Genomic DNA, 20,654 nt, shown 5'->3' on the forward strand with positions numbered 1-20,654 from the left:
TCCCGCGCGCGGCCGCCGCGAGTCTGCACCGCCAAGCCGGGAATGCGCCGAGTCCGGGTGGAGGACACGGGCAGGATGGGCGCATGCCCGCCACCGCCGCTCTCGTCGCGATCTCGGCCCTCGTCGCCTTCGTCGCGGGGGCCCTCCTCGACGCCGTGCTCCGGCGCGTCCCCCGCGTCGAGCGGGGCCTGCCGCCCGGTCGCTCCTCCCCCGCCGTCGCGGTGGCGACCGGAGCCGCGAGCGCCGTGGGAGCGGCGGCGCTCACGGCGACGAACCCCCCGAGCGCCGTGCTCGCCGCCCTCGTGCTCCTCACGGTCGTGGGGGTGCACCTGTCCTCGATCGACCTCCGGCACCGGCTGCTGCCGAACGTCCTAGTCGTCCCCGCGATCGCGGTCGGCGGACTGCTCGTCCTGATCGCGAGCGTCGTCGATGGACGGCCGGGGGACGGGCTCCGCGCACTGCTGGGCGGGCTGGCGCTGTTCGCGGTCTACCTGGTGCTGGCGCTGATCTCGCCCGGCGGACTCGGGATGGGCGACGTGAAGTTCGCCGCGGTGATCGGCACGATGCTCGCATCGCGCGGCTGGAACGAGCTGCTCGTGGGCGCCGCCGCCGGGTTCGCACTCGCGGCCCTCGCCGCGGCGGTGCTGCTGCTGACGGGTCGCGCCCGGCGCGGGACGCCGGTGCCCTTCGGTCCGATGATGCTCGCCGGGGCCGTGGTGGTGCTCGCACTCTCCCCCTGAGGCGGAGGGACGGATCGTCAAGTGCTTTGTCCCCCGGAAGGGTACGAGACGAGCCGGGTGATCTCTCTATCATCAGTGATGCCGCAGAAATGAATACGGCCGAATCTATTCGGCGGGCTCTCGATCACCCCCGTGATCCGGCCCCTTCTCTGCAGCAGCACCACTGGTATTCGCACGATCGGTCTCACACTGGGTCGTCGAATTCCTGCTCCCCTTGTAAACCGGTCTCGCTCACCCCATCTCGGAGGTTCACCATGCTCTCTCTCCTCATCACTCTTCAGACTCTCGTCACCACGACGAAAGACCGCCTGCGCGAAGAGCAGAAGGGCGCGACCGCTGTCGAGTACGGCCTGCTGGTGGGCCTGATCGCCGTCGTCATCATCGGAGTCGTCGTCCTCCTGGGCCCGCAGCTGGCCGGGATCTTCCAGAGCATCAGCGACGAGCTGCCGGACGCGCCCGCCGCCGAGTAGTCCACCCCCCGAGGGACGGCGTCGCACTCTCCCGCGACGCCGTCCCGTCTTCGCGATCCTGAGGTCTCGAATGAACAGACGACTCGGAGAAGAAGACGGTGCTGTCGCTCTCGAATTCGCGATACTCCTCCCTATTCTGATGGTCATCCTCGTCGGAATAGTGGAGTTCTCACTGCTCTTCACCGCGCAGACGACTTTGACCAATGCCGCCCGAGAGGGTGCGAGAAGCATGGCGCTGCACAACGATCCCGCGGCGGCGAGAAATGCCGTCAAGGACTCGGCCTTCTACTTGTCCCCCGCCCTCGCCGATGCCCAGATATCCGTCTCGCCGGCCACCTGCACCGCGGGTGCCCGCAGCACGACGACGATCACCTACAGCTACCGGTTGATGACGGGTCTCTTCGGCGACAGCATCACCTTGACCGGGAAGGCGGCGATGCGGTGCGGCGGCTGACTCGCGGGCTCGCGGACGAGCGGGGTGCCGTCTCGATCGTCGTCGCGGTCGCCATGGTCGTCGTCCTGGCCAGCGCCGCTCTCGCCATCGACATCGCCCGGCTCAACGTCGAACGCGCCGAACTGCAGAACGGCGCCGACGCAGCAGCCCTCGCGGTGGCGCAGAGTTGCGCGACGACCCCCTGCACGACGACAGCAGTGAAAGCGGCGGCTGTCGCGCTCGCCGCGACCTACGCCGACGCCAATGCCGGCGACGGAGCGTCGGGCTCCGCCGCGACGTTCCCGACCGCCACGTCCGTGCGCGTCACGACATCGGCGGAGGACGACGCCACCGGTGCCGGCTCCCTCGCGACCGTGTTCGCGCCGGTCTTCGGAATCGACTCCCTGCAGGCGGACGCGTCCGCCACATCCTCCTGGGGCAGCCCGGCCGCCGGTCCGGCCGCTCTCGCCCTCGCCTTCGCGCCGTGCGTCTTCCGCCTCGACGGCGCGATCCAGGTCATCAGCATGCACGGCGACTCCGGCGGCACCGCCTGCCAGACCACGAGCCCCTCCGGACAGCTCCTCCCCGGCGGATTCGGCTGGCTGCGCGATCCTGTGGGCACCTGCAAGGCGAGGGTCGACACCACGAAGCCCGCGCCCGTCTCCGGCAGCACCGGGGTCAGCCTGCCCCCCGGCTGCGCCGCCCAGCTGTCGAAGCTCGGCGGCACGACCGTGCTCCTCCCCGTCTACTCCGACAAGGGCGGCACCGGGTCGAGCGGCTGGTACACGATCAGCGGTTTCGCCGCCTTCCAGGTGCTCGGCTGGAACTTCCCGGGCATGAGCTGGAACAACCAGACCTATCCGGGCGCGGGGTGCAAGGGCACCTGCAAGGGCATCATCGGGAAGTTCACGACCTTCGTCTCGCTCGACGACGCGTTCAGCCTCGGCGGCGCGGACCTCGGCGCGTCCATCATCACTCTGTCGGACTAGGACCCCCTGCCCCGTGAAGCTCCGCATCCTCTTCGCGATCCTCGGATTCGTGCTCGCCGTCATCGGCGTGATCGCCGTGACCCTCTACACGAGGGGCGCCGATCAGCGCGCTCTCGAGGGCCAGCAGCCGGTCGACGTCCTCGTGCTCTCCCGCGACGCTCCCGCCGGCACTCCCCTCCGAGCAGCTGTCCGAGTACCTGGAGGTGAAGCCCCTCCCCCGAGCGGCCGTCGCCCTCGGCGCCGCGACGACGCTCGACGGCCTCGGCGGCCTCGTCACCTCGGTCGATCTGGTGACCGGGGAGCAGCTGCTGACCGTGCGGATGGTGTCACCCGATGCCCTCGAGGTCCCGGGTCGCGTCGACGTCCCCGCCGGACTGCAGGAGGTGACCGTGCTGCTCAGCCCCGAGCGCGTCCTCGGCGGAGGTCTCGCTCCCGGCGACACGGTCGGAGTCGTGCTCACCGTCGGGACGCAGACCCACATGCGGTTGCAGAAGGTCCTCGTGACGACGCTGCAGGGACTGGGCACGACGGCGGAGGGCGACACCAGCGGAACCGTGCCCATACCCCCCGCGTCCGTCTACGTGACGCTCGCCGTGAACGGAGCCGACGCGGAGCTCCTCGTGAACGCGGCGCAGTACGCGTCGATCTGGCTGACGAAGCAGCCGGAGGGCACGGATCCGAACGGCACCCGCATCATCACGCCCGAGGAGCTCCTCCAGTGACCCGCTTCCTCGCGGTGACCGACGCCGCCCCCTTCGTCGACCGCGTGACCGCCGCCCTCGTCGACGACGGCTCCGGGGTCACCGCGCTCCCCGCCTCCGCCACCGGGCTGCGCCCCGAGGCGATCCTCCCGCCGCCCGGCGAGGACCCGGTCGACGTGGTCCTGATCGGCCCCGGCATCGAGCGCGAGACGGCGCTGCGCTTCGCCGCCGCCCTCGACACCGCCTTCCCGCGGATCACGCTCGTCCTCGTCGCGGAGCCCGACCCCGACCTCGCGGTCGCCGCGATGAGGGCCGGCATCCGGGACGTCCTCTCTCCCGACGCCGACGACGACTCCCTCGGCGACGTGATCCGCCGATCGAGCCGGGCCGCGCAGGCGCGGATCGGCGATCGTCCCACGGCCCCCCGCGGCGGTCGGGAGAAGAAGGTCATCGTCGTCCTCTCGCCCAAGGGCGGGGTGGGCAAGACCACGCTCGCGGTCAATCTGGCCGTCGCCCTCGGCAGTGCCGCTCCGCTCTCGACCGTCCTCGTCGACCTCGACGCCCAGTTCGGCGACGTCGCGAGCGCGCTGGGCCTGGATCCGGTGCACACCCTCCGCGACGCGGTCGGCCCGGCGGCGTCCTCGGACCTGCTGGTGCTCAAGGCCTACCTGTCCGTGCACGAGGCGGGCTTCTACTCCCTCGCCGCTCCGATCGACCCCGCCGACGCCGACCGCATCTCGTCCGAGGCGGTGACGCACCTGCTGCGGCAGCTCTCGTCCGACTTCGCCACCGTCGTCGTCGACACCTCGGCCGGGCTCACCGATCACACGCTCGCCGCCCTCGAGGTGGCGACCGACGCGCTGTTCGTCACGGCGATGGACGTCCCCGGGGTCCGAGGGCTCCGCCGCGAGCTGACCGTGCTCGAGGAGCTGGGCCTCCTGCCCGAGAACCGCCACCTGGTCGTCAACCTCGCCGAGAAGAAGTCGGGCATCACGGTGAAGGACATCGAGGCCACGGTCCGCATGTCGGTCACCGCGGTCCTGCCCCGCTCGGCCGACCTCGCGCTCGCGACCAACACGGGTCGACCGCTGCTCCTCGCCAAGCGCCGCTCCCGAGCGGCCGTGCTGCTGACCCGGCTCGCGGGCGCGTTCACCGGCAGCGACGGAGCCGCACAGCAGAGAAGGGTCAGGATCCAGTGAGCCTCGCCGAACGCCTCGCCTCCCGGCACGCCGCGCGCGACGCGCCGTACGAGCCCGTCGCCGCAGCGCCGCCCGCCCCCGAGCCCGCTCCCGCTCCTGATCCCGAGACGGACCGGCAGCAGGACGAGCGCGAGCGGGTCGACGGACTGCTCGCCCTCAAGAGCAGGGTCGGCGACGAGCTCTTCCGCCGGATGGGCTCGCGGCTGAACGACCCCACGCTCGCGGAGTCGGACCTGCTCGGGCAGGCGCGCGACATCCTGGGCGAGATCGTGGACGCCGAGTCCGCCCCGCTCACCCCCGAGGAGCGTCAGCGCCTCGTCGCCCAGATCGCCGACGACGTGCTCGGCTTCGGACCGCTGCAGCCCCTCCTCGACGACCCGACACTCACCGAGATCATGGTCAACGGGCACGAGCAGATCTTCGTCGAGCGCGGAGGCCGGCTGACCCTGAGCGGCACGCGGTTCCGCTCGGAGGCGCAGCTGCGCGCGGTGATCGAGAAGATCGTCACCCGGGTCGGGCGCCGCATCGACGAGTCGTCCCCGCTGGTCGACGCCCGGCTCGAGGACGGCTCGCGCGTGAACGCCGTCATCCCGCCCCTCGCCGTGAACGGGTCGTCGCTCACCATCCGCAAGTTCTCCCGCGACCCGCTCACCGTGTCGGATCTCATCGGCTTCGGCTCGGTGACGTCCGAGATGGCCGAGCTGCTCGACGCGTGCGTGCGCGCGCACCTCAACATCATCGTCTCGGGCGGCACCGGCACGGGCAAGACGACCCTGCTCAACGTCCTCTCCTCCTTCATCCCGCACGGCGAGCGCATCATCACGATCGAGGACGCGGTGGAGCTGCAGCTCCAGCAGTCGCACGTGGTTCGGCTCGAGAGCCGGCCGGCGAACATCGAGGGGCGCGGCGAGGTCTCGATCCGGGAGCTGCTGCGCAACTCCTCCGGATGCGGCCCGACCGCATCGTGGTCGGCGAGTGCCGCGGCGGCGAGGCGCTCGACATGCTGCAGGCCATGAACACCGGTCACGACGGCTCGCTGTCGACCGTCCACTCCAACTCGCCGCGCGACGCCATCTCGCGACTCCGAGACCCTCGTGCTGATGGCGGGGATGGACCTGCCCCTCCGCGCGATCCGCGAGCAGATCGCCTCGGCGGTCGACGTCATCGTGCAGCTCACCCGCATGCGCGACGGCAGCCGGCGCGTCACGCACGTCACCGAAGTGCAGGGCATGGAGGGCGATGTGGTCGTGCTGCAGGACGCGTTCGTCTTCGACTACGCCGGAGTGGACTCCTCGGGCCGGATCCTCGGCGGCCCGGTCGCGACCGGGGTGCGGCCCCGCTTCCTCGACCGCTTCACCGAGCTGGGCATCGAGGTGTCGCCGCGGGTCTTCGCCCTGCCGGTCCCGGGCGAGCGCCGATGATCGCGGTCCTGGGGGTCGTGCTCTGCTACGCGGCCGTGCTCGTCGTGGTCTTCGGGGTCTTCGGCTCCTCCACTCCGCGGCTCCCCGTCGAGCGGCGGCGTCCCGACGCCGGCGCCGGCGACTCCGGGCTCTCGCAGCTGACCCGCTCGACGAGCGAGGCGATCTCGGCGGCGCTGACGCGGCGGGGCTGGGCCGAGCGGCTCGCCGACGCGCTGCGCGAGGCGGGGCTGTCGCAGTCGCCCTCCGAGCTGCTGATCCTGGTGTCGGCGGCGTCCGTCGTGGCCTTCCTGCTCGGGCTGCTCGCCGGCTCCGCTCTCCTCAGCGTCCTGCTCGTGGCGGTCGTCCTGGGCGTCACCGTCGCCCTCCTGCGGATCCTCGCCGATCGCCGTCGGCGCCGGTTCGCCGACCAGCTCGACGGCACCCTCCAGCTGCTCGCGAGCGGGCTGCGCGCCGGTCACTCCCTGCTCCGCGCGATCGACGCCGCCTCGCGCGAGTCGGAGGCGCCGACGGCGGAGGAGTTCGCGCGCATCGTGAACGAGACCCGCCTCGGGCGCGACCTGAACGTGTCCCTGGCCCAGACGGCCGAGCGGATGCGGAGCGAGGACCTCAGCTGGGTCGGGCAGGCGATCGGCATCCACCGCGAGGTGGGCGGCGACCTGGCCGAGGTGCTCGACCAGGTGGGCGACACGATCCGCGAGCGCAACCAGATCCGCCGCCAGGTCTCGGCCCTCGCGGCCGAAGGCAAGATGTCCGTCTACATCCTGATGGCGCTGCCGTTCGTGGTCCTGGGCGTCCTGAGTCTGACCAGCCCGAGCTACGTGGGCAAGTTCACCGAGCACTGGCTGGGCTACGTGCTGATGGTGGTCGCCGCGATCATGTTCCTCATCGGCGGCCTCTGGATGCGCCGCGTCATCAGCTTCAAGTTCTGAGAGGACCGGATCGTGCTCCTCGCCTCCCTGTGCCTGCTGGCGGCACTGCCCCTGCTCTTCGCCGCCCTGGCACCCGCGGGGGCCGAGCGCAGCGCCGCTCGCCGCAACCTGATGCAGGGGCTCGTCCAGGAGGCGGTCGACACCCGCTCGGCCGCCGATCGACTGGAGCGGATCGCGGGGAGGCTGCTGCTGCCCGGTGCGCTCCGCCGGCTCGACCGGCTGCACGCGCACGCCGGCCGTCCCGCCTCCTGGCCGCTGGGCCGGGTGATCCTCGCGAAGCCGCTCCTGATGCTCCTCGCCGCCGGCGCCGCCGCCCTCGTCATCGCGCGCCAGCCGCCGCCGATCCTCGTCCTGCTCCTCGTCGTGGTGGTGGTCGTGGCGTACTTCGTGCCCGATCTGCTCCTGCACAGCCGCGGGCTCGAGCGGCAGGCCGCGATCGCCCTCGAGCTCCCGGACACCCTCGACCAGATGCTGATCGCCGTCGAGGCCGGACTGGGCTTCGAGGCCGCGATGGCCCGGGCGGGCGACAACGGCAAGGGCCCTCTCGCCGAGGAGCTGGTGCGCACTCTGCAGGACATGCGCGTCGGCATGACGCGGCGCGACGCCTACCGCGCGCTGGAGCTGCGGACGTCGGTGCCCGACCTGCGCAGCTTCGTCCGCGCGATCGTGCAGGCCGACGTCTACGGAGTCTCGGTCAGCGGGGTGCTGCGGACGCAGGCGAAGGAGATGCGGCTGAAGCGCCGGATGCGCGCGGAGGAGAAGGCGATGAAGATCCCCGTCAACATCCTCTTCCCGCTCATGCTGTTCATCCTGCCGGTCCTCTTCATCGCGGTCCTGGGGCCGACGGTGATCTCGATCATCACCATGTGAGGACCGAAATTCGAGTGTCTACTCGAGATTGTGCTAGCGTCCGAGACGGCGTAGCCGCACGAGGCGGAGGCGTCCCCCCACGACGACGTGACGGCTCGACTCCGCTCGGATGCTCAGAGGCGCGCGGCGCCGCAGCGCTCCGGCGCGGCGGCCTGACGGAAGGCTCCGTGAAGTGACCCCGACCTCGACTCCCGAGCACTACCTCACCGACACCGGCCCCGGGCGGGGCCTGCGCCGCCGGGCCCGCTCGTGGCTCCACTCCGACGCCCCCTCGATCGCGCTCGACGGGCAGTGGCGCTTCCGCCTGCTGCCGGCCGCGCCCGGCACCCTCGGCGGACTCGACGTGCTCCCCGAGGGCGAGGGAGTGGACGACGTCGGCTCCGAGTCCTTCGACGACTCCGCCTGGGACTCGATCCCGGTGCCCGCGCACTGGGTGCTGCAGGGCGACGGCCGCTACGGCCTCCCCGCCTACACGAACGTGCAGTTCCCCTTCGCGACCGAGCCGCCCTTCGTGCCGGACGAGAACCCCACCGGCGACTACCGCCGCACGATCGAGGTCCCGGAGTCGTGGGGCGACGCCGAGGCGGTCGTCCTGCGCTTCGACGGGGTCGAGTCGCGCTACCGGGTGTGGGTCAACGGCGTCGAGATCGGCATCGGATCCGGCAGCCGCCTCGCGCAGGAGTTCGACGTCACCGAGGCCGTGCGCCCGGGAGAGAACCTCGTCGTGGTGCGCGTGCACCAGTGGTCGGCGTCGAGCTACGTCGAGGACCAGGACCAGTGGTGGCTGCCGGGGATCTTCCGCTCGGTGCACCTGCTCGCCCGCCCCGTCGGCGGACTCGAGGACGTCTGGGTCCGCACCGGGTACTCGGAGGGCACGGGCACGATCGACGCCGAGCTGACCGCGTCGCCCGCGGCGTTCCCCGTCGTCCTGCGCGTCCCCGAGCTCGGCGTCGACGTCGAGTGGGCGAGCGCCGACGACGTCGCTCCGATCGCCCTGGACGCCGTCGAGCCGTGGTCGGCGGAGGCGCCGCGCCTCTACGACGCCGAGATCGCCTCCACCGGCGAGACCGTCTCACTCCGCCTGGGCTTCCGCACGGTCGAGATCCGCGGCGACCGCTTCCTGGTGAACGGCGAGCGCGTCGTCTTCCACGGCGTGAACCGGCACGAGACGCACCCCGACCGCGGGCGCGCCTTCGACGAGGACTCCGCCCGCGAGGACCTCGCGCTGATGAAGCGGTTCAACGTCAACGCGATCCGCACCAGCCACTACCCGCCGCACCCGCGCCTGCTCGACCTCGCCGACGAGCTCGGCTTCTGGGTGGTCCTGGAGTGCGACCTCGAGACCCACGGCTTCGAGCGCTGGGGCTGGGCCGGCAACCCGAGCGACGACCCCGCCTGGCGCGAGGCGTACCTCGACCGCATCGAGCGCACCGTCGAGCGCGACAAGAACCACCCGAGCATCGTGCTCTGGTCGCTCGGCAACGAGGCGGGCACCGGAGCGAACCTCGCCGCCATGTCGGCGTGGGTGCACGGCCGCGACCCCGAGCGCCCGGTGCACTACGAGGGCGACTACACCGGCGCCTACACCGACGTGTACTCGCGGATGTACTCCTCGGTGCCCGAGACCGAGCAGATCGGCGACGACGCGTCGCGCACCACCCTGCTCGGCTGCTCCCCCGGCGAGTCCGCGCGCCAGCGCTCCAAGCCGTTCCTGCTCTGCGAGTACGTGCACGCCATGGGCAACGGACCCGGCGCGATCGACCAGTACGAGGACCTCGTCGAGCGCTACCCGCGCCTGCACGGCGGCTTCGTCTGGGAGTGGCGCGACCACGGGCTCCGCGCCCGCACCGCCGACGGCGTCGAGTACTGGGCCTACGGCGGCGACTTCGGCGAGGTCGTCCACGACGGCAACTTCGTGATGGACGGCATGGTCCTCTCGGACAGCACCCCGAGTCCCGGCCTGTTCGAGTGGAAGCAGATCGTCGCGCCCGTGCGCACGCGCATCGGCGAGGACTCGGTCGTCGTCGAGAACCGCCGACACGACGCCTCCACCGCCGACCTGCGCGTGCTGTGGCGCGCGGAGGTCGACGGCCGGCTCACCGCCGAGGGCGTGCTCGAGACCGGAGTGATCGCCGCGGGCGGCTCCGCGACCGTGCCGCTGCCCGCGGTCGAGGTCGCCGCCGACGGGGAGACCTGGCTGAGCGTCGACGTCGTCCTCGCCGCCGCGGCCGCCTGGGCCCCCGAGGGGCACGTCGTGCACACCGCGCAGCGCCGGCTCTCGGCCGCGGCACCGCAGCCCGTGTGGGTGCGCGCCCGCCGCGGCGGCGCCCTGGGCGACGACTCCTCCCTCGCCGTGGCCCGCTTCGGCGGCGGACGGCTGCGCTCGCTGGCCGGCCTCGCCGTCGACGGTCCGCGCGCCGAGCTGTGGCGCGCCCCCACTGACAACGACGAGGGCGCCGGATTCCCGGCGTACGTCAGCGGCGACCCGAACGCGGGCGACGGACGTGGGGTGCCCGCTCCGTCCTCGGCCGTCCGCTGGCGCGAGGCGGGCCTGGACCGCCTCGTCCCCCGCCTCGAGAGCCTCGACACCTCGGACGGCCTCCGCCGCCGCACCCGTTGGTCGGCCGCCGACCTCGACGCGGCCCTGCTGCTCGACGAGCACTGGACGGCCGACGGCGACGCCGTGATCCTCCGCGCCGACCTCGTGCCGACCGGCCGCTGGGACCTCGTCTGGCCGCGCCTCGGGCTCACCTTCGAGCTGCCCGCCTCGATCGACCGCGCCGACTGGTTCGGCACCGGTCCGCTCGAGTCCTACCCCGACAGCCTCCGCGCCGCCCGGGTGGGTCGCTTCTCGGCCGGGATCGACGCGCTGACGACCCCGTACGCGCGACCGCAGGAGAGCGGGCACCGCTCCTCCGTGCGCGAACTGGTGCTCGCCGAGGCGGGGTCGCCGCGCCTCCGGATCGAGGCGGCGCGCGATCTGCACGGACGCCTGCCCGGATTCACGCTCGCCCGGCACACTCCGCAGGAGATCTCCGCCGCGCAGCACCCGCACGAGCTGCCGCAGCCGACCCGCTCGGTCCTCACGATCGACGCCGCCCAGCACGGCCTCGGCTCCCGGGCGTGCGGCCCGGACGTCTGGCCCGACTTCCAGCTGCGGCCCGAGGCCCGCACGATCCTGCTGCGCTTCAGCGCGGCGGAGTGACGCGGCGCCTGACGTCGCACGAACGGAACGCCCGCGGGACCTCGTCGTCCCGCGGGCGTTCCGCGTCCTGCCCGGCGCTCGCGCCGGCTCCGATCACCCGTGCCGCGGGATCACTCCTGCGGCTGGTGCGGCAGCGGACCGCCGATGAGGAGGTCGCTGTTCTCGCGGCGGCGGCGCAGCACGACGGCGGTCACGAGACCGGCGAGCAGGATCGCGACCAGCAGGCCCGCGCCGATGGTGAGGCCGACGCCGGCCGAGAGCCCGCCGGTGCCGTCCGCCGAGGCGGGTGAGACCAGACCCGACTTGGCGGTCGTGATGGCGATGCCGCAGACCTGCGACGCGTCCGGCACCTCGACGGAGGAGCCGCTCTCGGGGTAGGCGATCGTCACCGCGGCGGTGCGTCCCGAGACGGAGCCGACGGCCACGATGCAGTACACCTCGGCCGTGGGCTCCTTCACGATCGCGTCGCCGAGCGCGAGGTCGGACCAGCCGAGCGCGTCGACCCGGACCGACAGCGCTCCGGCGGCGAGCTCGGCACGGACGCCGGTCGTCGTGAACGCGCCGACCGACACGCTCTCGATCGGGCCGAAGCCCCAGACGGCGCCGCGGGGCGAGCCCGCCTCGCTGCTGGTGGACTCGCGCGGCTCGACGAGCACGCCGGGCGCCGTCGAGGCCGCCAGCGAGAACGTGGTCGAGGCCGAGGAGCCGCGGTCGCCGGTGACCTGCACCGTGTAGGCGCCGATCGAGGAGAGCGCGGCGGCGGGAACCACGGTCGAGCCGGTGCTGGTCGTCTCGCCGTCCTGGCGGCCCTCGACGGTCAGCGGAGTCTCGGTGCCCGAGGGAGCGCGGAGGACCGCCGTGGCGGTCTCCTCGCGCTGGAAGCCCGCGTACGCCGCGCCGACCCCGTAGAAGCGGGCCAGGTCGACGGTCAGCGCGCCCGGGTCCACGCCCGCGTCGCGCGTGAGGTACACGGAGACGGCGGGAGCGGTCGCCTCGGCGGCCGGCTGGCCCTCCGCGGCGGGCGCGGGAGCGGCTGCCGGATCGGCGGCCGACGTCGAGAGGAGCGTGCGGCCCGGAGCGGAGGAGCGCGGCGCACTCGACCCGGCCTCGGTCGTCGCGGTGCCTCCCCCGGCACCACCGCTCGGAGCCTGCGGCTGAGCCGGGCGCGGGTTGGCAGGAGCAGGGTTCGCCGGCGCCGGGTTCGCGGGAGCCGGGTTCACCGGAGCCGGGTTCACCGGAGCGGGGTTCACCGGAGCCGGATTCACCGGAGCCGGGTTCGCGGGCCCGGGCTCGACCGGGACGACCACGGGGGGCGAGGGGTTGGTGGACGGCACGGGGTTCACCGGATCGGGACCGGGGTTCACCGGGCCGACTGGGCCCACCGGGTCAGGGATCTCCGGAGGATCGACCGGTCCGGGGTTCTCGGGTCCTGGACCCACAGGCCCTGGTTCGACTGGATCCGGGTCGACAGGACCGGGTTCACCAGCCCCGGGATCGTCGGGCCCCGGCTCCACCGGCGCCGGGATCTCCAGGGGCGCATTCGTAGCCTCGCCGAGTCCCAGCTCGGCCGCCTGTGCGGAGGCCGGCAGCGCGAGTCCCGCGACGAGTGCCGCCAGGACGAGCGCGGAAGCCGCGGTGCGGCGACACTGACGTGACATGGATGTTCCTCCCCCGCGAGACGCAGCCTGCACCCCGGAAACGGGGACAGGCGTCCCCGGGAAAGAGACTATGCGGGATGGGCGCGCCGTCACCGGCCGATCCGTCCCCCTTCTGCGGGGTCGGCTACAACGATCGCATCACGACGACCGTGTCGGAGCGGTCGCGGAGAGGTTCAGACCTCGAAGTCGACGCAGGCACGCTCGCGGACCAGCGGGCGGATGAACCCCGCGACGCGGCGGTGGTCGGGGTGCTCGACGTACGCGTTCAGCGCGTCGGCGTCGGCGTAATCCGCGATGAGGACCATGTCGAAGTTGTCCTTCGGGAACAGCGAGTTCTTCCCGATCGTCATCGACTCGATCTCGGGGATGATCGGCAGGAGGCTGCGCAGGGCGTCCGAGATCTGCTCGGTGTGCTCGGCCCGCTGGGCGGGGTCGACGGCGTTCAGCTTCCAGGCGACGACGTGGCGGATGGTCATGCGTGCTCCAGGAGTGCTCTGCGGAGGCGGATCGGGTCGATGCGCCAGTAGTTGTGGACGCGGCCGTCGATCAGGAGGACCGGGATCTCCTCGACGAACCGCTCGTGCAACTCGGCGTCGTCCAGGATCGAGACCTCGGACAGCGAGACGGCCGGAGCCGCAGGAGCGTGCTCGAGGTCCGCGAGGACCTGCTGCACCACCGCGCGGGCGTCGTCGCACAGATGGCAGCCGGGCTTGCCCACGAGAGTCAGCGCGACGTCCACCATGCTCCCAGTTTAGAGGAGCGGCACTCGAGACCCGGACGGCCTGGCGCGCGTGCCCGCAACGCAGACGAGCGCCCGATCCCGGATGGGAGCGGACGCTCGAAGGGGAAGGAGGCCTCGGCCTACTTCTTGTTGCGACGCTGGTGACGAGTCTTGCGAAGCAGCTTGCGGTGCTTCTTCTTCGCCATACGCTTGCGACGCTTCTTGATAACAGAACCCACGAAGACCTCACAACGTTCAGGGGGGTCGACCGCCCGACGGACGGCCGCTTACGAGAAAATGCCTCACGCGAGCTTACACGACCGAGCGGGCGGCCGGGTCACGCGCCTAGCAGACCACCCGTCGGCGACCGGCACGACACGCGTCACTTGCGGATGCGCAGCGCCTCCGCCACCTTCGTCGCCCCCCTCGCTGACACCGCGCTGGATGTCCTGCACCACCGCGCTGACCTGGTGCGTGCGCTCCGCGAGCGCCCGGCCCAGCGACTCCGCCCGGGCTGCGGCCGCCGCGTCCAGCAGCGCCGGCTCGTCGACGGCGTCGGCCTCGAGGAACGGCAGCAGCCAGTCCTCGACGACCTCGAGCGGCGCGTACTGCAGGGCGTAGAAGCGGTGCTGCCCGCTCTCGCGGACGCTCACGAGCCCCGCCTCGCGCAGCACCTTCAGGTGCTTGGACACGGTCGGCTGGCTGAGCTCGAGACGCGCGACGATCTGCGAGACGCTCATGCCGGTCGCGCCCGCCTCCCGCTGCTCGAGCAGGAGGGAGAGGATGTCGCGGCGGGTGCCGTCGGCGATCACCGCGAAGATGTCTGGCATGCGCCCAGGGTAGTCAGCCCGCCCCGTCGCGTCGCGGGCCGTCGCTCCCCCGCCCCGTCCCGGCGCCCCGAGGGCGACTCGGCGAGCGGGTAGCATGGCCGCGATCGAGTGGAGGATCCGCCGTGGTCATTCGCCAGCAGTTCCGCAGCCCCGTCGGGGTCTCGCCCGTCTCCCCGTGGTCGGGCTTCGAACGGGCCCGCGACCTCATCGACGACTTCGCCGGCCGCTCCCCCTCGCGCTTCGCGATCCTCATCTTCTCGGCGCTGATCCTCGTCTTCACGCTCCTCTTCTCCCTGCCTGTCTCGACGACCGCCGGCGAGGTCACTCCGCTGCACGACGCGTTCTTCACCGCCATGTCGGTCATCTGCGTCACGGGCCTGGCCACGGTCGACATGGCGACCCACTGGTCGGCGTTCGGCCACTCGATCATCTTCATCGGCGTCAACATCGGCGCCCTCGGTGTGCTCACCCTGGCGTCGATCATGGGCATGGCTGTCTCGCGCCGCCTCGGCCTCCGCGCCAAGCTCATGGTCGCGAGCGACTCGAACCCGCTGCGGATCCACTCGGGCCCCGTCGCCGAGGGCCAGGCGGTACGGCTCGGCGAGATCGGCGGGCTGCTCACCACGGTGGCCGTGAGCGCGGCCGTGATCGAGATCGTCGTCGCCCTCCTGCTGTTCCCGCGGATGCTGATCGACGGGATCCCGATCGGCGAGGCGGTGTGGCACTCCTTCTACTACTCGGCGATGGCGTTCACGAACACCGGGTTCTCGCCGAACGCCGCCGGGCTCACGCCGTTCCAGGACGACTACTGGTTCCTCGGGATCCTGATGATCGGCGTCTTCCTCGGCTCGATCGGCTTCCCCGTCATCTACGCCTTCTCGCGCGGCTGGCGGCGCCCGCGCAAGTGGTCGGTGCACGTCAAGCTCACGCTCGTCACCTCGCTGATCCTGCTGGTCGCCGGAGCGGCGCTCTACATCGTGCTCGAGTTCGACAATCCGAAGACGTTCGGCGTGCTCGATGCGGGCGACACCGTCTTCCAGTCGTTCTTCCTCTCGACGATGACCCGGTCGGGCGGCTTCTCGACCATCGTCATCCCCGATCTGAACGGCTCCAGCCTGCTCGTCACCGACATGCTGATGTTCATCGGCGGCGGCTCGGCCTCGACCGCGGGCGGGATCAAGGTCACGACGCTCGCGATCCTGTTCCTCGCCGCGTTCGCGGAGGCCCGCGGCACCAACGACATGGAGGCGTTCGGCCGCCGGATCCCCAACGACGTCCTGCGCCTGGGCGTCTCGGTCGTGCTGTGGGGGGCGACGACCGTCGCCGTCTCGTCGGTGATCATCCTGCACATCACGAAGGCCTCCCTCGACCACGTGCTGTTCGACGTCATCTCGGCGTTCGCGACGTCGGGGCTGTCGACCGGGCTCACCGCGGAGCTCCCGCCGTCCGGCGTCTACGTGCTGGCACTGACGATGTTCATGGGCCGCGTTGGTACCGTGACTCTCGCCGCCGCGCTCGCCGCGAGTCAGCGGAGGCAGTTGTTCAGACGACCGGAAGAGAGGCCCATCGTTGGTTGACCGCATCAGGTACGACGCCCCGGTGCTGGTGATCGGCCTCGGGCGCTTCGGTGCCGCCACGGCCGGCCAGCTCGACCGACTCGACCGCGAGGTGCTCGCCGTCGACGCCGACGCCGGGCTCGTGCAGAAGTGGTCCGAGCGCGTGACCCACGCCGTCCAGGCGGATGCGCGCTCGCTCGACGCGCTCGCGCAGATCGGCGCCCAGGACTTCCAGGTCGCCGTCGTCGCCGTCGGGTCCTCGATCGAGGCCTCCGTCCTCATCACCGCGAACCTGGTCGACCTCAAGATCCCGCAGATCTGGGCGAAGGCGATCTCGCGCTCGCACGGCAAGATCCTCGAGCGCATCGGCGCCAACCACGTCATCTACCCGGAGGCGGAAGCGGGCGAGCGCGTCGCGCACCTCGTCTCGGGCCGCATGCTCGACTTCATCGAGTTCGACGACGACTTCGTGCTCGCGAAGATGTACCCGCCCAAGCCCATCCGGGGCCTCACGCTCACCGAGTCGGGAGTGCGCCGCAAGCACCGCGTCACCGTCGTGGGCGTCAAGAGCCCGGGCAAGCCGTTCACCTACGCCACCGAGCAGACGGTGGTCTCGAACCACGACCTGATCGTGGTCAGCGGCACGCCCAGCGACATCGAGCGCTTCGCAGCCCTGGGCTCGTAGGCCCGGGCCGTCTCAGGACGCGGCGAGCTCCCGCGCGCGGGCGAGCGCCGCGTCCGTCGCCCGGGTGAAGAGCGACGCCAGGTCCGCCTCCTGCAGCACGGCGATCGCGCGCTCGGTGGTGCCGTTCGGGCTCGTGACCCGGCGGCGCAGCTCGGCGGGCTCCTCGCCGGAGTGAACGAGGAGCTCGGCCGCACCGAGGAACGTGCCGGTCACCATGGTCGCGGCCTGCTCGGGGGTGAAGCCCTTGGCGACGGCCGCCGCGATCAGCTCCTCGATCAGGAGGAAGACGTAGGCCGGACCCGATCCCGAGATCGTCGAGAGCGCGTCGAGCTGCGACTCCGGCACCTCGACCACCTCGCCGACGGTCTCGAAGAGGCGGCGCACGAGCGCGAGGTCCTCGCCGCTCGACCGCGTCCCCGCGCTCAGCCCGGTGACGGCCCGGCCGACGACCGCGGGCGTGTTCGGCATCGAGCGCAGCACGGGCACGCCGGCCGGCAGGCGGCTCTCGAACGTCGCGACCGTGACCCCCGCCGCGACGCTGACGACGACCGTGCCCGGAGCGAGCGACCCGGCGATCTCCTCCAGCAGCGCCGGCACCATGTGCGGCTTCACGGCGACGAGGACGACGGAGGCGCCCGCGACGGCCCGGCGGTTCGCCTCGGCGTCGTCCTCGGTCGCGAACGCGGTGACCACGGGGTGGTCCTTCCACGCGGCGGCCTTGGCGGCGTCGCGGTTCGTCACCCGGACTCCGCCCTCGATGCGGACGCCGGGCGCGAGCAGACCGCTGAGGATCGCACCGCCCATCGAGCCCAGGCCGAGCACGGCGATGGAGGGGAGCAGCACGGTGTCGTCGGTCACCCGCCCATCCTACGAAGCGGCCTCACGGCCCGACGCGCTCGCGGTGACGGCCGCAGGGGTCCTCGCCCGACCGGCGGGACCCTAGGATGATCCGACCACCGACCGGCACCACCCCGGATCCCCGAGGAGACCACGTGAGCGCATCCGATGCCGGTGGAGCCCCCGTCGCCCGAGCGGGCGCTGATACCGCCCGACCCCCGATCCCTTCGCGCGAGAGCGTCGGCTGAGGTGCCGCGCGCACTGGCGATCGTCAACGAGCGGGGAGCGGGCCTGGGGGTCCTCGAGCCGATCCTCCGGGAGCAGGGCTGGAGCGTCGACGCTCTGGCCGGCACCGACCTGGGCTCCGTCGACCTCGACGAGCCGGACCTGGTGATCACCCTCGGATCCAGTGCCGGCGTCTACGAGACCGCCCGCCATCCCTTCATCGCGCCCGAGATCGCCCTGCTGCAGGACCGGCTGCACCACCGCCGCCCGACGCTGGGCATCTGCTTCGGCGCTCAGCTGATCGCCGCCGCCCTCGGCACGGACGTGCATCCTGGGCCGACCCGCGAGGTCGGGTTCCGCTCGATCGAGCCCACCGCCGAGGGGATGCGGTCGCCGTTGCGCCACGTCGCGGGCGTGCCCGTGATGCAGTGGCACGGCGACACCTTCGCCCTCCCCGCCGGCACGACGCTCCTCGCCTCCTCCGCGGCCTACGAGGTCGAGGCCTTCGGCATCGACGAGTGGCTGCTCGGCGTGCAGTTCCACCCGGAGCTCACCGGTGCGATGGCCGGTCGCTGGCTCGAGGGCGACGCCGACTACGCGGCAGCGGCGGGCTACACCGCGACCCAGCTCGGCGACGACGTGCGCGAGGGGCGCTTCGATCGGATGCGCGAGGCGACCGGGCTCGTGCTCGCGGAGTGGCTCGCGGGGCACTCCCGCGACTGAGCGCGGCTCCTCGACTGTGCAGCGCCTCAGCGCCGCGCGCGGAAGAAGTCGAGGAGCAGGGCCGTGCTCTCCGGGGCGCGGAGCCCCGGGTACACCTCGGTGACGTGCGTGTGCCTGCGGTCGCGGAGCAGGTCGTGCAGCGAGCCCACCGCTCCCGCCTTCTCGTCCCACGCGCCGAACACGACGCGGTCGACGCGCGCGGCCAGAATCGCTCCGGCGCACATCACGCACGGCTCGAGGGTGACCACCAGCGTGCACCCCGTGAGCTGCCAGTCGCCGCAGGCAGCCGCCGCGTCCCGCAGCGCCACGACCTCGGCGTGCGCGGTCGGATCGGTGCGCAGCTCGCGCTCGTTGCGCCCGCGCCCCACCACGCGGCCGGCGGAGTCGACGACCACCGCCCCCACGGGCACGTCGCCCCAGCTCGCGGCGCGGCGGGCCTCCTCGAGCGCGAGCCCCATCCACGCGTCGGCGGCGGCGGGGAGGCGGAGGTCGCTGTCGCGCATCGCGCCCCCTCGTGCCCGCGTCCGGTCCGACCGCGCGCGGACCGGGAAGTAGATTGAGCTTATGCGCGTCCACGTAGCCGACCACCCGCTGATCACGCACAAGCTCACCGTGCTGCGCGACAAGCGCACCCTCCCCCACCTTCCGGCAGCTCGCCGAGGAGCTGATGACCCTCCTCGCCTACGAGGCGACGCGCGGCGTCCGCACCAGGACCGTGACGATCGAGACCCCCGTCACGCAGACCACCGGCCTCGCACTCAGCGACCCGCAGCCGCTGGTCGTGCCGATCCTGCGCGCCGGCCTCGGCATGCTCGAGGGCATGGTGAAGCTGATCCCGACCGCCGAGGTCGGATTCCTGGGCATGGCGCGCAACGAGGAGACCCTCGAGCCCACCACCTACGCCGAGCGCCTGCCCGACGACCTCTCGAACCGCCAGTGCTTCGTGCTCGACCCGATGCTCGCCACCGGCGGCTCGCTGATCGCCGCGATCCGGTTCCTCTTCGACCGCGGAGCCGTCGACGTCACCGCCGTCTGCCTCCTCGCCGCCCCCGAGGGCCTCGCCGCCGTCGAGAAGGCGTTCGAGGGCCGCGAGGTGACCATCGTCCTCGGCGCTCTCGACGACCACCTCAACGAGCTGGGCTACATCGTGCCGGGCCTCGGCGACGCGGGCGACCGCCTGTACGGGCTCGCGGGCTGAACCACCCCTCCTCCGGGTGCCGCGACGCGCCCGGAGGAGCCGATCCCGCGCCGGATCCTGGACGCGAACCCGAAATCTGTTGACTCGGTCCGTCACAGTCCGCTTTACTTTCCCCCATGACTGACAACGCGCTCGCCCTGACCTCCCTTGAGGCCATCGGGGATGCCGGCATGATGATGGCCGGCGGCCTCGTCATGTGCTGTCGAATGTGCGCTTGAGGCACTGACCTCGCCGGGTTCCCGCACCACCTCCGCCCTCCCCTCCCCGTGACCGGGTCGATCCCTCCGATCGGCTCCGCCGGCCGGAACGGCGTCGCAGGCGCAGCGAACCCCGTGGATGCCCCGCATCCGCCTCTGCCGGATCTCCCCGAACGGGAACCGGCTCCCTCGCGCACACCCGGATCCGCTCCCCCGGACACTCGTCCCGGATCCGACCAGTCCCAAGGATTCGCCATGTCCCTCCTCGACGCCCGCACCGTCCCCGCCCCCTCCGTCACCGAGGCGCCCCGCCTCCAGGCCGCTCCCGAGAGCGTCCCCACCGCCCCGCGTCTGCGCGCCGTGCCCCAGGGCACCGAGGCCCGCGGCTTCGCGCTCTACGTCGGCATCGACGAGGCCAAGGCGCGCGCCGCCGGAGTCGACCTCGGCCGCCTCGTCGAGGAGCTCAAGCGCGTCACCGCCCTGATCGCCCCCGACGCCGAGACGTACGCGTCCGTCGCCCTCGCCCCCCAGGGAGCCGGCGGCCGCGACGTCGACGTCGTCCGCCTCGCCCTCCAGGACCCCGCCGCCGTCGCCAAGCGCCGCGCCGAGGCCGAGCCCGACCTCGACCGCGCCCCCGGCGGAGTCGTCATCGACATCTCCCGCAAGCGCGTCATCCTCGACGACGAGACCACCGCCCTCACCTACAAGGAGTTCGAGCTGCTGCAGTACCTCGTCCTCCGCGAGGGCCGCACCATCGAGCGCGCCGAGCTCATCGCCTCCCTCTGGGGAGCCGCCGACGACGACGCCCCCAACGAGCGCACCATCGACGTGCACGTCCGCCGCCTGCGCGCCAAGCTCGGCCGCTACGAGGACATCGTCCGCACCGTCCGCGGGGTCGGCTACCGCTTCGACCGCCACGCCGACGTCGCGATCCGCTACGCGTCCACCCCGTCGCCCGATCTCTTCTGAGCGAGGGGCGCTCGCGCTCCTCGCTCAGAAGAGATCGGGCGGTGCTCGTTCGTTGAGGGAGCGCAGGCGCTCCCTCAACCGCGGTCGGCTTCTCGACG

The 20,654-nt window shown here is 72.3% G+C and carries 20 protein-coding genes and 2 pseudogenes; 15 read left to right on the plus strand and 7 right to left on the minus strand.

Going from position 1 to position 20,654, the window contains the following annotated elements; all coding sequences use genetic code 11:
* The first annotated feature begins 83 nt into the window (after nucleotides 1–83).
* The 10 genes and pseudogenes from AC0CID_RS09140 (at nucleotide 84) to AC0CID_RS09185 (ending at nucleotide 10,957) form a co-directional block, all read left to right on the plus strand.
* Nucleotides 84–740, plus strand: a complete 657-nt coding sequence (locus tag AC0CID_RS09140) for a prepilin peptidase (RefSeq protein ID WP_465226548.1) — start codon at nucleotides 84–86, stop codon at nucleotides 738–740.
* Between the two features lie 254 nt (nucleotides 741–994).
* Entirely contained in the window at nucleotides 995–1,210 is a 216-nt protein-coding gene (locus AC0CID_RS09145) for a Flp family type IVb pilin (protein WP_465226549.1), read from the plus strand.
* A gap of 70 nt (nucleotides 1,211–1,280) precedes the next feature.
* Nucleotides 1,281–1,664: a TadE/TadG family type IV pilus assembly protein gene (locus AC0CID_RS09150; RefSeq protein WP_465226550.1), complete on the plus strand. Its 384-nt coding sequence runs from the start codon at nucleotides 1,281–1,283 to the stop codon at nucleotides 1,662–1,664.
* The gene (locus AC0CID_RS09155; RefSeq protein ID WP_465226551.1) at nucleotides 1,652–2,632 is read left to right on the plus strand and encodes a pilus assembly protein TadG-related protein; all 981 of its coding nucleotides are present in this window, start codon (nucleotides 1,652–1,654) and stop codon (nucleotides 2,630–2,632) included. Before AC0CID_RS09150 ends, AC0CID_RS09155 begins: the two co-directional genes overlap by 13 nt.
* 203 nt (nucleotides 2,633–2,835) lie before the next feature.
* Nucleotides 2,836–3,354, plus strand: coding sequence for an RcpC/CpaB family pilus assembly protein (locus tag AC0CID_RS09160; RefSeq protein ID WP_465226552.1), 519 nt, complete (start codon nucleotides 2,836–2,838; stop codon nucleotides 3,352–3,354).
* Complete coding sequence (locus AC0CID_RS09165; protein WP_465226553.1) at nucleotides 3,351–4,532, plus strand: AAA family ATPase; 1,182 nt, start codon at nucleotides 3,351–3,353, stop codon at nucleotides 4,530–4,532. Before AC0CID_RS09160 ends, AC0CID_RS09165 begins: the two co-directional genes overlap by 4 nt.
* A pseudogene (locus tag AC0CID_RS09170) lies at nucleotides 4,529–5,953 on the plus strand (CpaF family protein). Before AC0CID_RS09165 ends, AC0CID_RS09170 begins: the two are co-directional and overlap by 4 nt.
* Nucleotides 5,950–6,882, plus strand: coding sequence for a type II secretion system F family protein (locus tag AC0CID_RS09175; protein ID WP_465226554.1), 933 nt, complete (start codon nucleotides 5,950–5,952; stop codon nucleotides 6,880–6,882). The pseudogene AC0CID_RS09170 and the gene AC0CID_RS09175 overlap by 4 nt, the downstream one beginning before the upstream one ends.
* 12 nt (nucleotides 6,883–6,894) lie before the next feature.
* Nucleotides 6,895–7,752: a type II secretion system F family protein gene (locus tag AC0CID_RS09180; RefSeq protein WP_465226555.1), complete on the plus strand. Its 858-nt coding sequence runs from the start codon at nucleotides 6,895–6,897 to the stop codon at nucleotides 7,750–7,752.
* A 172-nt stretch (nucleotides 7,753–7,924) separates the two neighbouring features.
* Entirely contained in the window at nucleotides 7,925–10,957 is a 3,033-nt protein-coding gene (locus tag AC0CID_RS09185) for a glycoside hydrolase family 2 TIM barrel-domain containing protein (protein ID WP_465226556.1), read from the plus strand.
* A 110-nt stretch (nucleotides 10,958–11,067) separates the two neighbouring features.
* Here AC0CID_RS09185 and AC0CID_RS09190 read toward each other — a convergent pair whose 3' ends face one another.
* The 5 genes from AC0CID_RS09190 to AC0CID_RS09210 form a co-directional block, all read right to left on the minus strand.
* On the minus strand, nucleotides 11,068–12,321 hold the full coding sequence (locus tag AC0CID_RS09190; RefSeq protein ID WP_465226557.1) for a hypothetical protein: 1,254 nt from the start codon (nucleotides 12,319–12,321) through the stop codon (nucleotides 11,068–11,070).
* A gap of 467 nt (nucleotides 12,322–12,788) precedes the next feature.
* Complete coding sequence (locus tag AC0CID_RS09195) at nucleotides 12,789–13,091, minus strand: Dabb family protein (RefSeq protein WP_251944018.1); 303 nt, start codon at nucleotides 13,089–13,091, stop codon at nucleotides 12,789–12,791.
* Nucleotides 13,088–13,357, minus strand: coding sequence for a glutaredoxin family protein (locus AC0CID_RS09200; RefSeq protein WP_465226558.1), 270 nt, complete (start codon nucleotides 13,355–13,357; stop codon nucleotides 13,088–13,090). Before AC0CID_RS09200 ends, AC0CID_RS09195 begins: the two co-directional genes overlap by 4 nt.
* 119 nt (nucleotides 13,358–13,476) lie before the next feature.
* Nucleotides 13,477–13,575: a 30S ribosomal protein bS22 gene (locus tag AC0CID_RS09205; RefSeq protein WP_003792170.1), complete on the minus strand. Its 99-nt coding sequence runs from the start codon at nucleotides 13,573–13,575 to the stop codon at nucleotides 13,477–13,479.
* Between the two features lie 63 nt (nucleotides 13,576–13,638).
* On the minus strand, nucleotides 13,639–14,166 hold the full coding sequence (locus AC0CID_RS09210; protein ID WP_465226559.1) for an ArsR/SmtB family transcription factor: 528 nt from the start codon (nucleotides 14,164–14,166) through the stop codon (nucleotides 13,639–13,641).
* A gap of 206 nt (nucleotides 14,167–14,372) precedes the next feature.
* On the opposite strand from AC0CID_RS09210, the gene AC0CID_RS09215 reads away from it, so the two are divergent.
* Entirely contained in the window at nucleotides 14,373–15,743 is a 1,371-nt protein-coding gene (locus AC0CID_RS09215; RefSeq protein ID WP_465228073.1) for a TrkH family potassium uptake protein, read from the plus strand.
* Nucleotides 15,736–16,407 carry a potassium channel family protein gene (locus AC0CID_RS09220; protein WP_055790397.1) on the plus strand — a complete coding sequence of 224 codons (672 nt, stop codon included), beginning with the start codon at nucleotides 15,736–15,738 and terminating at the stop codon, nucleotides 16,405–16,407. The genes AC0CID_RS09215 and AC0CID_RS09220 overlap by 8 nt, the downstream gene beginning before the upstream one ends.
* Before the next feature lie 12 nt (nucleotides 16,408–16,419).
* Here AC0CID_RS09220 and proC read toward each other — a convergent pair whose 3' ends face one another.
* On the minus strand, nucleotides 16,420–17,265 hold the full coding sequence (gene proC / locus AC0CID_RS09225) for a pyrroline-5-carboxylate reductase (RefSeq protein ID WP_465226560.1): 846 nt from the start codon (nucleotides 17,263–17,265) through the stop codon (nucleotides 16,420–16,422).
* Nucleotides 17,266–17,493: 228 nt separating this feature from the next.
* Here proC and AC0CID_RS09230 point away from each other — a divergent pair, with 228 nt between their 5' ends.
* Nucleotides 17,494–18,192, plus strand: coding sequence for a glutamine amidotransferase-related protein (locus tag AC0CID_RS09230; RefSeq protein ID WP_465226561.1), 699 nt, complete (start codon nucleotides 17,494–17,496; stop codon nucleotides 18,190–18,192).
* Between the two features lie 26 nt (nucleotides 18,193–18,218).
* Here AC0CID_RS09230 and AC0CID_RS09235 read toward each other — a convergent pair whose 3' ends face one another.
* The gene (locus AC0CID_RS09235) at nucleotides 18,219–18,695 is read right to left on the minus strand and encodes a nucleoside deaminase (protein ID WP_465226562.1); all 477 of its coding nucleotides are present in this window, start codon (nucleotides 18,693–18,695) and stop codon (nucleotides 18,219–18,221) included.
* 61 nt (nucleotides 18,696–18,756) lie between these two features.
* On the opposite strand from AC0CID_RS09235, the pseudogene upp reads away from it, so the two are divergent.
* A pseudogene (gene upp / locus AC0CID_RS09240) lies at nucleotides 18,757–19,390 on the plus strand (uracil phosphoribosyltransferase).
* Between the two features lie 452 nt (nucleotides 19,391–19,842).
* A complete protein-coding gene (locus AC0CID_RS09245; RefSeq protein ID WP_465226563.1) occupies nucleotides 19,843–20,556 on the plus strand; it encodes a winged helix-turn-helix domain-containing protein in 714 nt (237 codons plus the stop codon).
* The last annotated feature ends 98 nt before the right edge of the window (nucleotides 20,557–20,654 follow it).

The organism is Rathayibacter sp. AC451 (genome assembly GCF_979253095.1).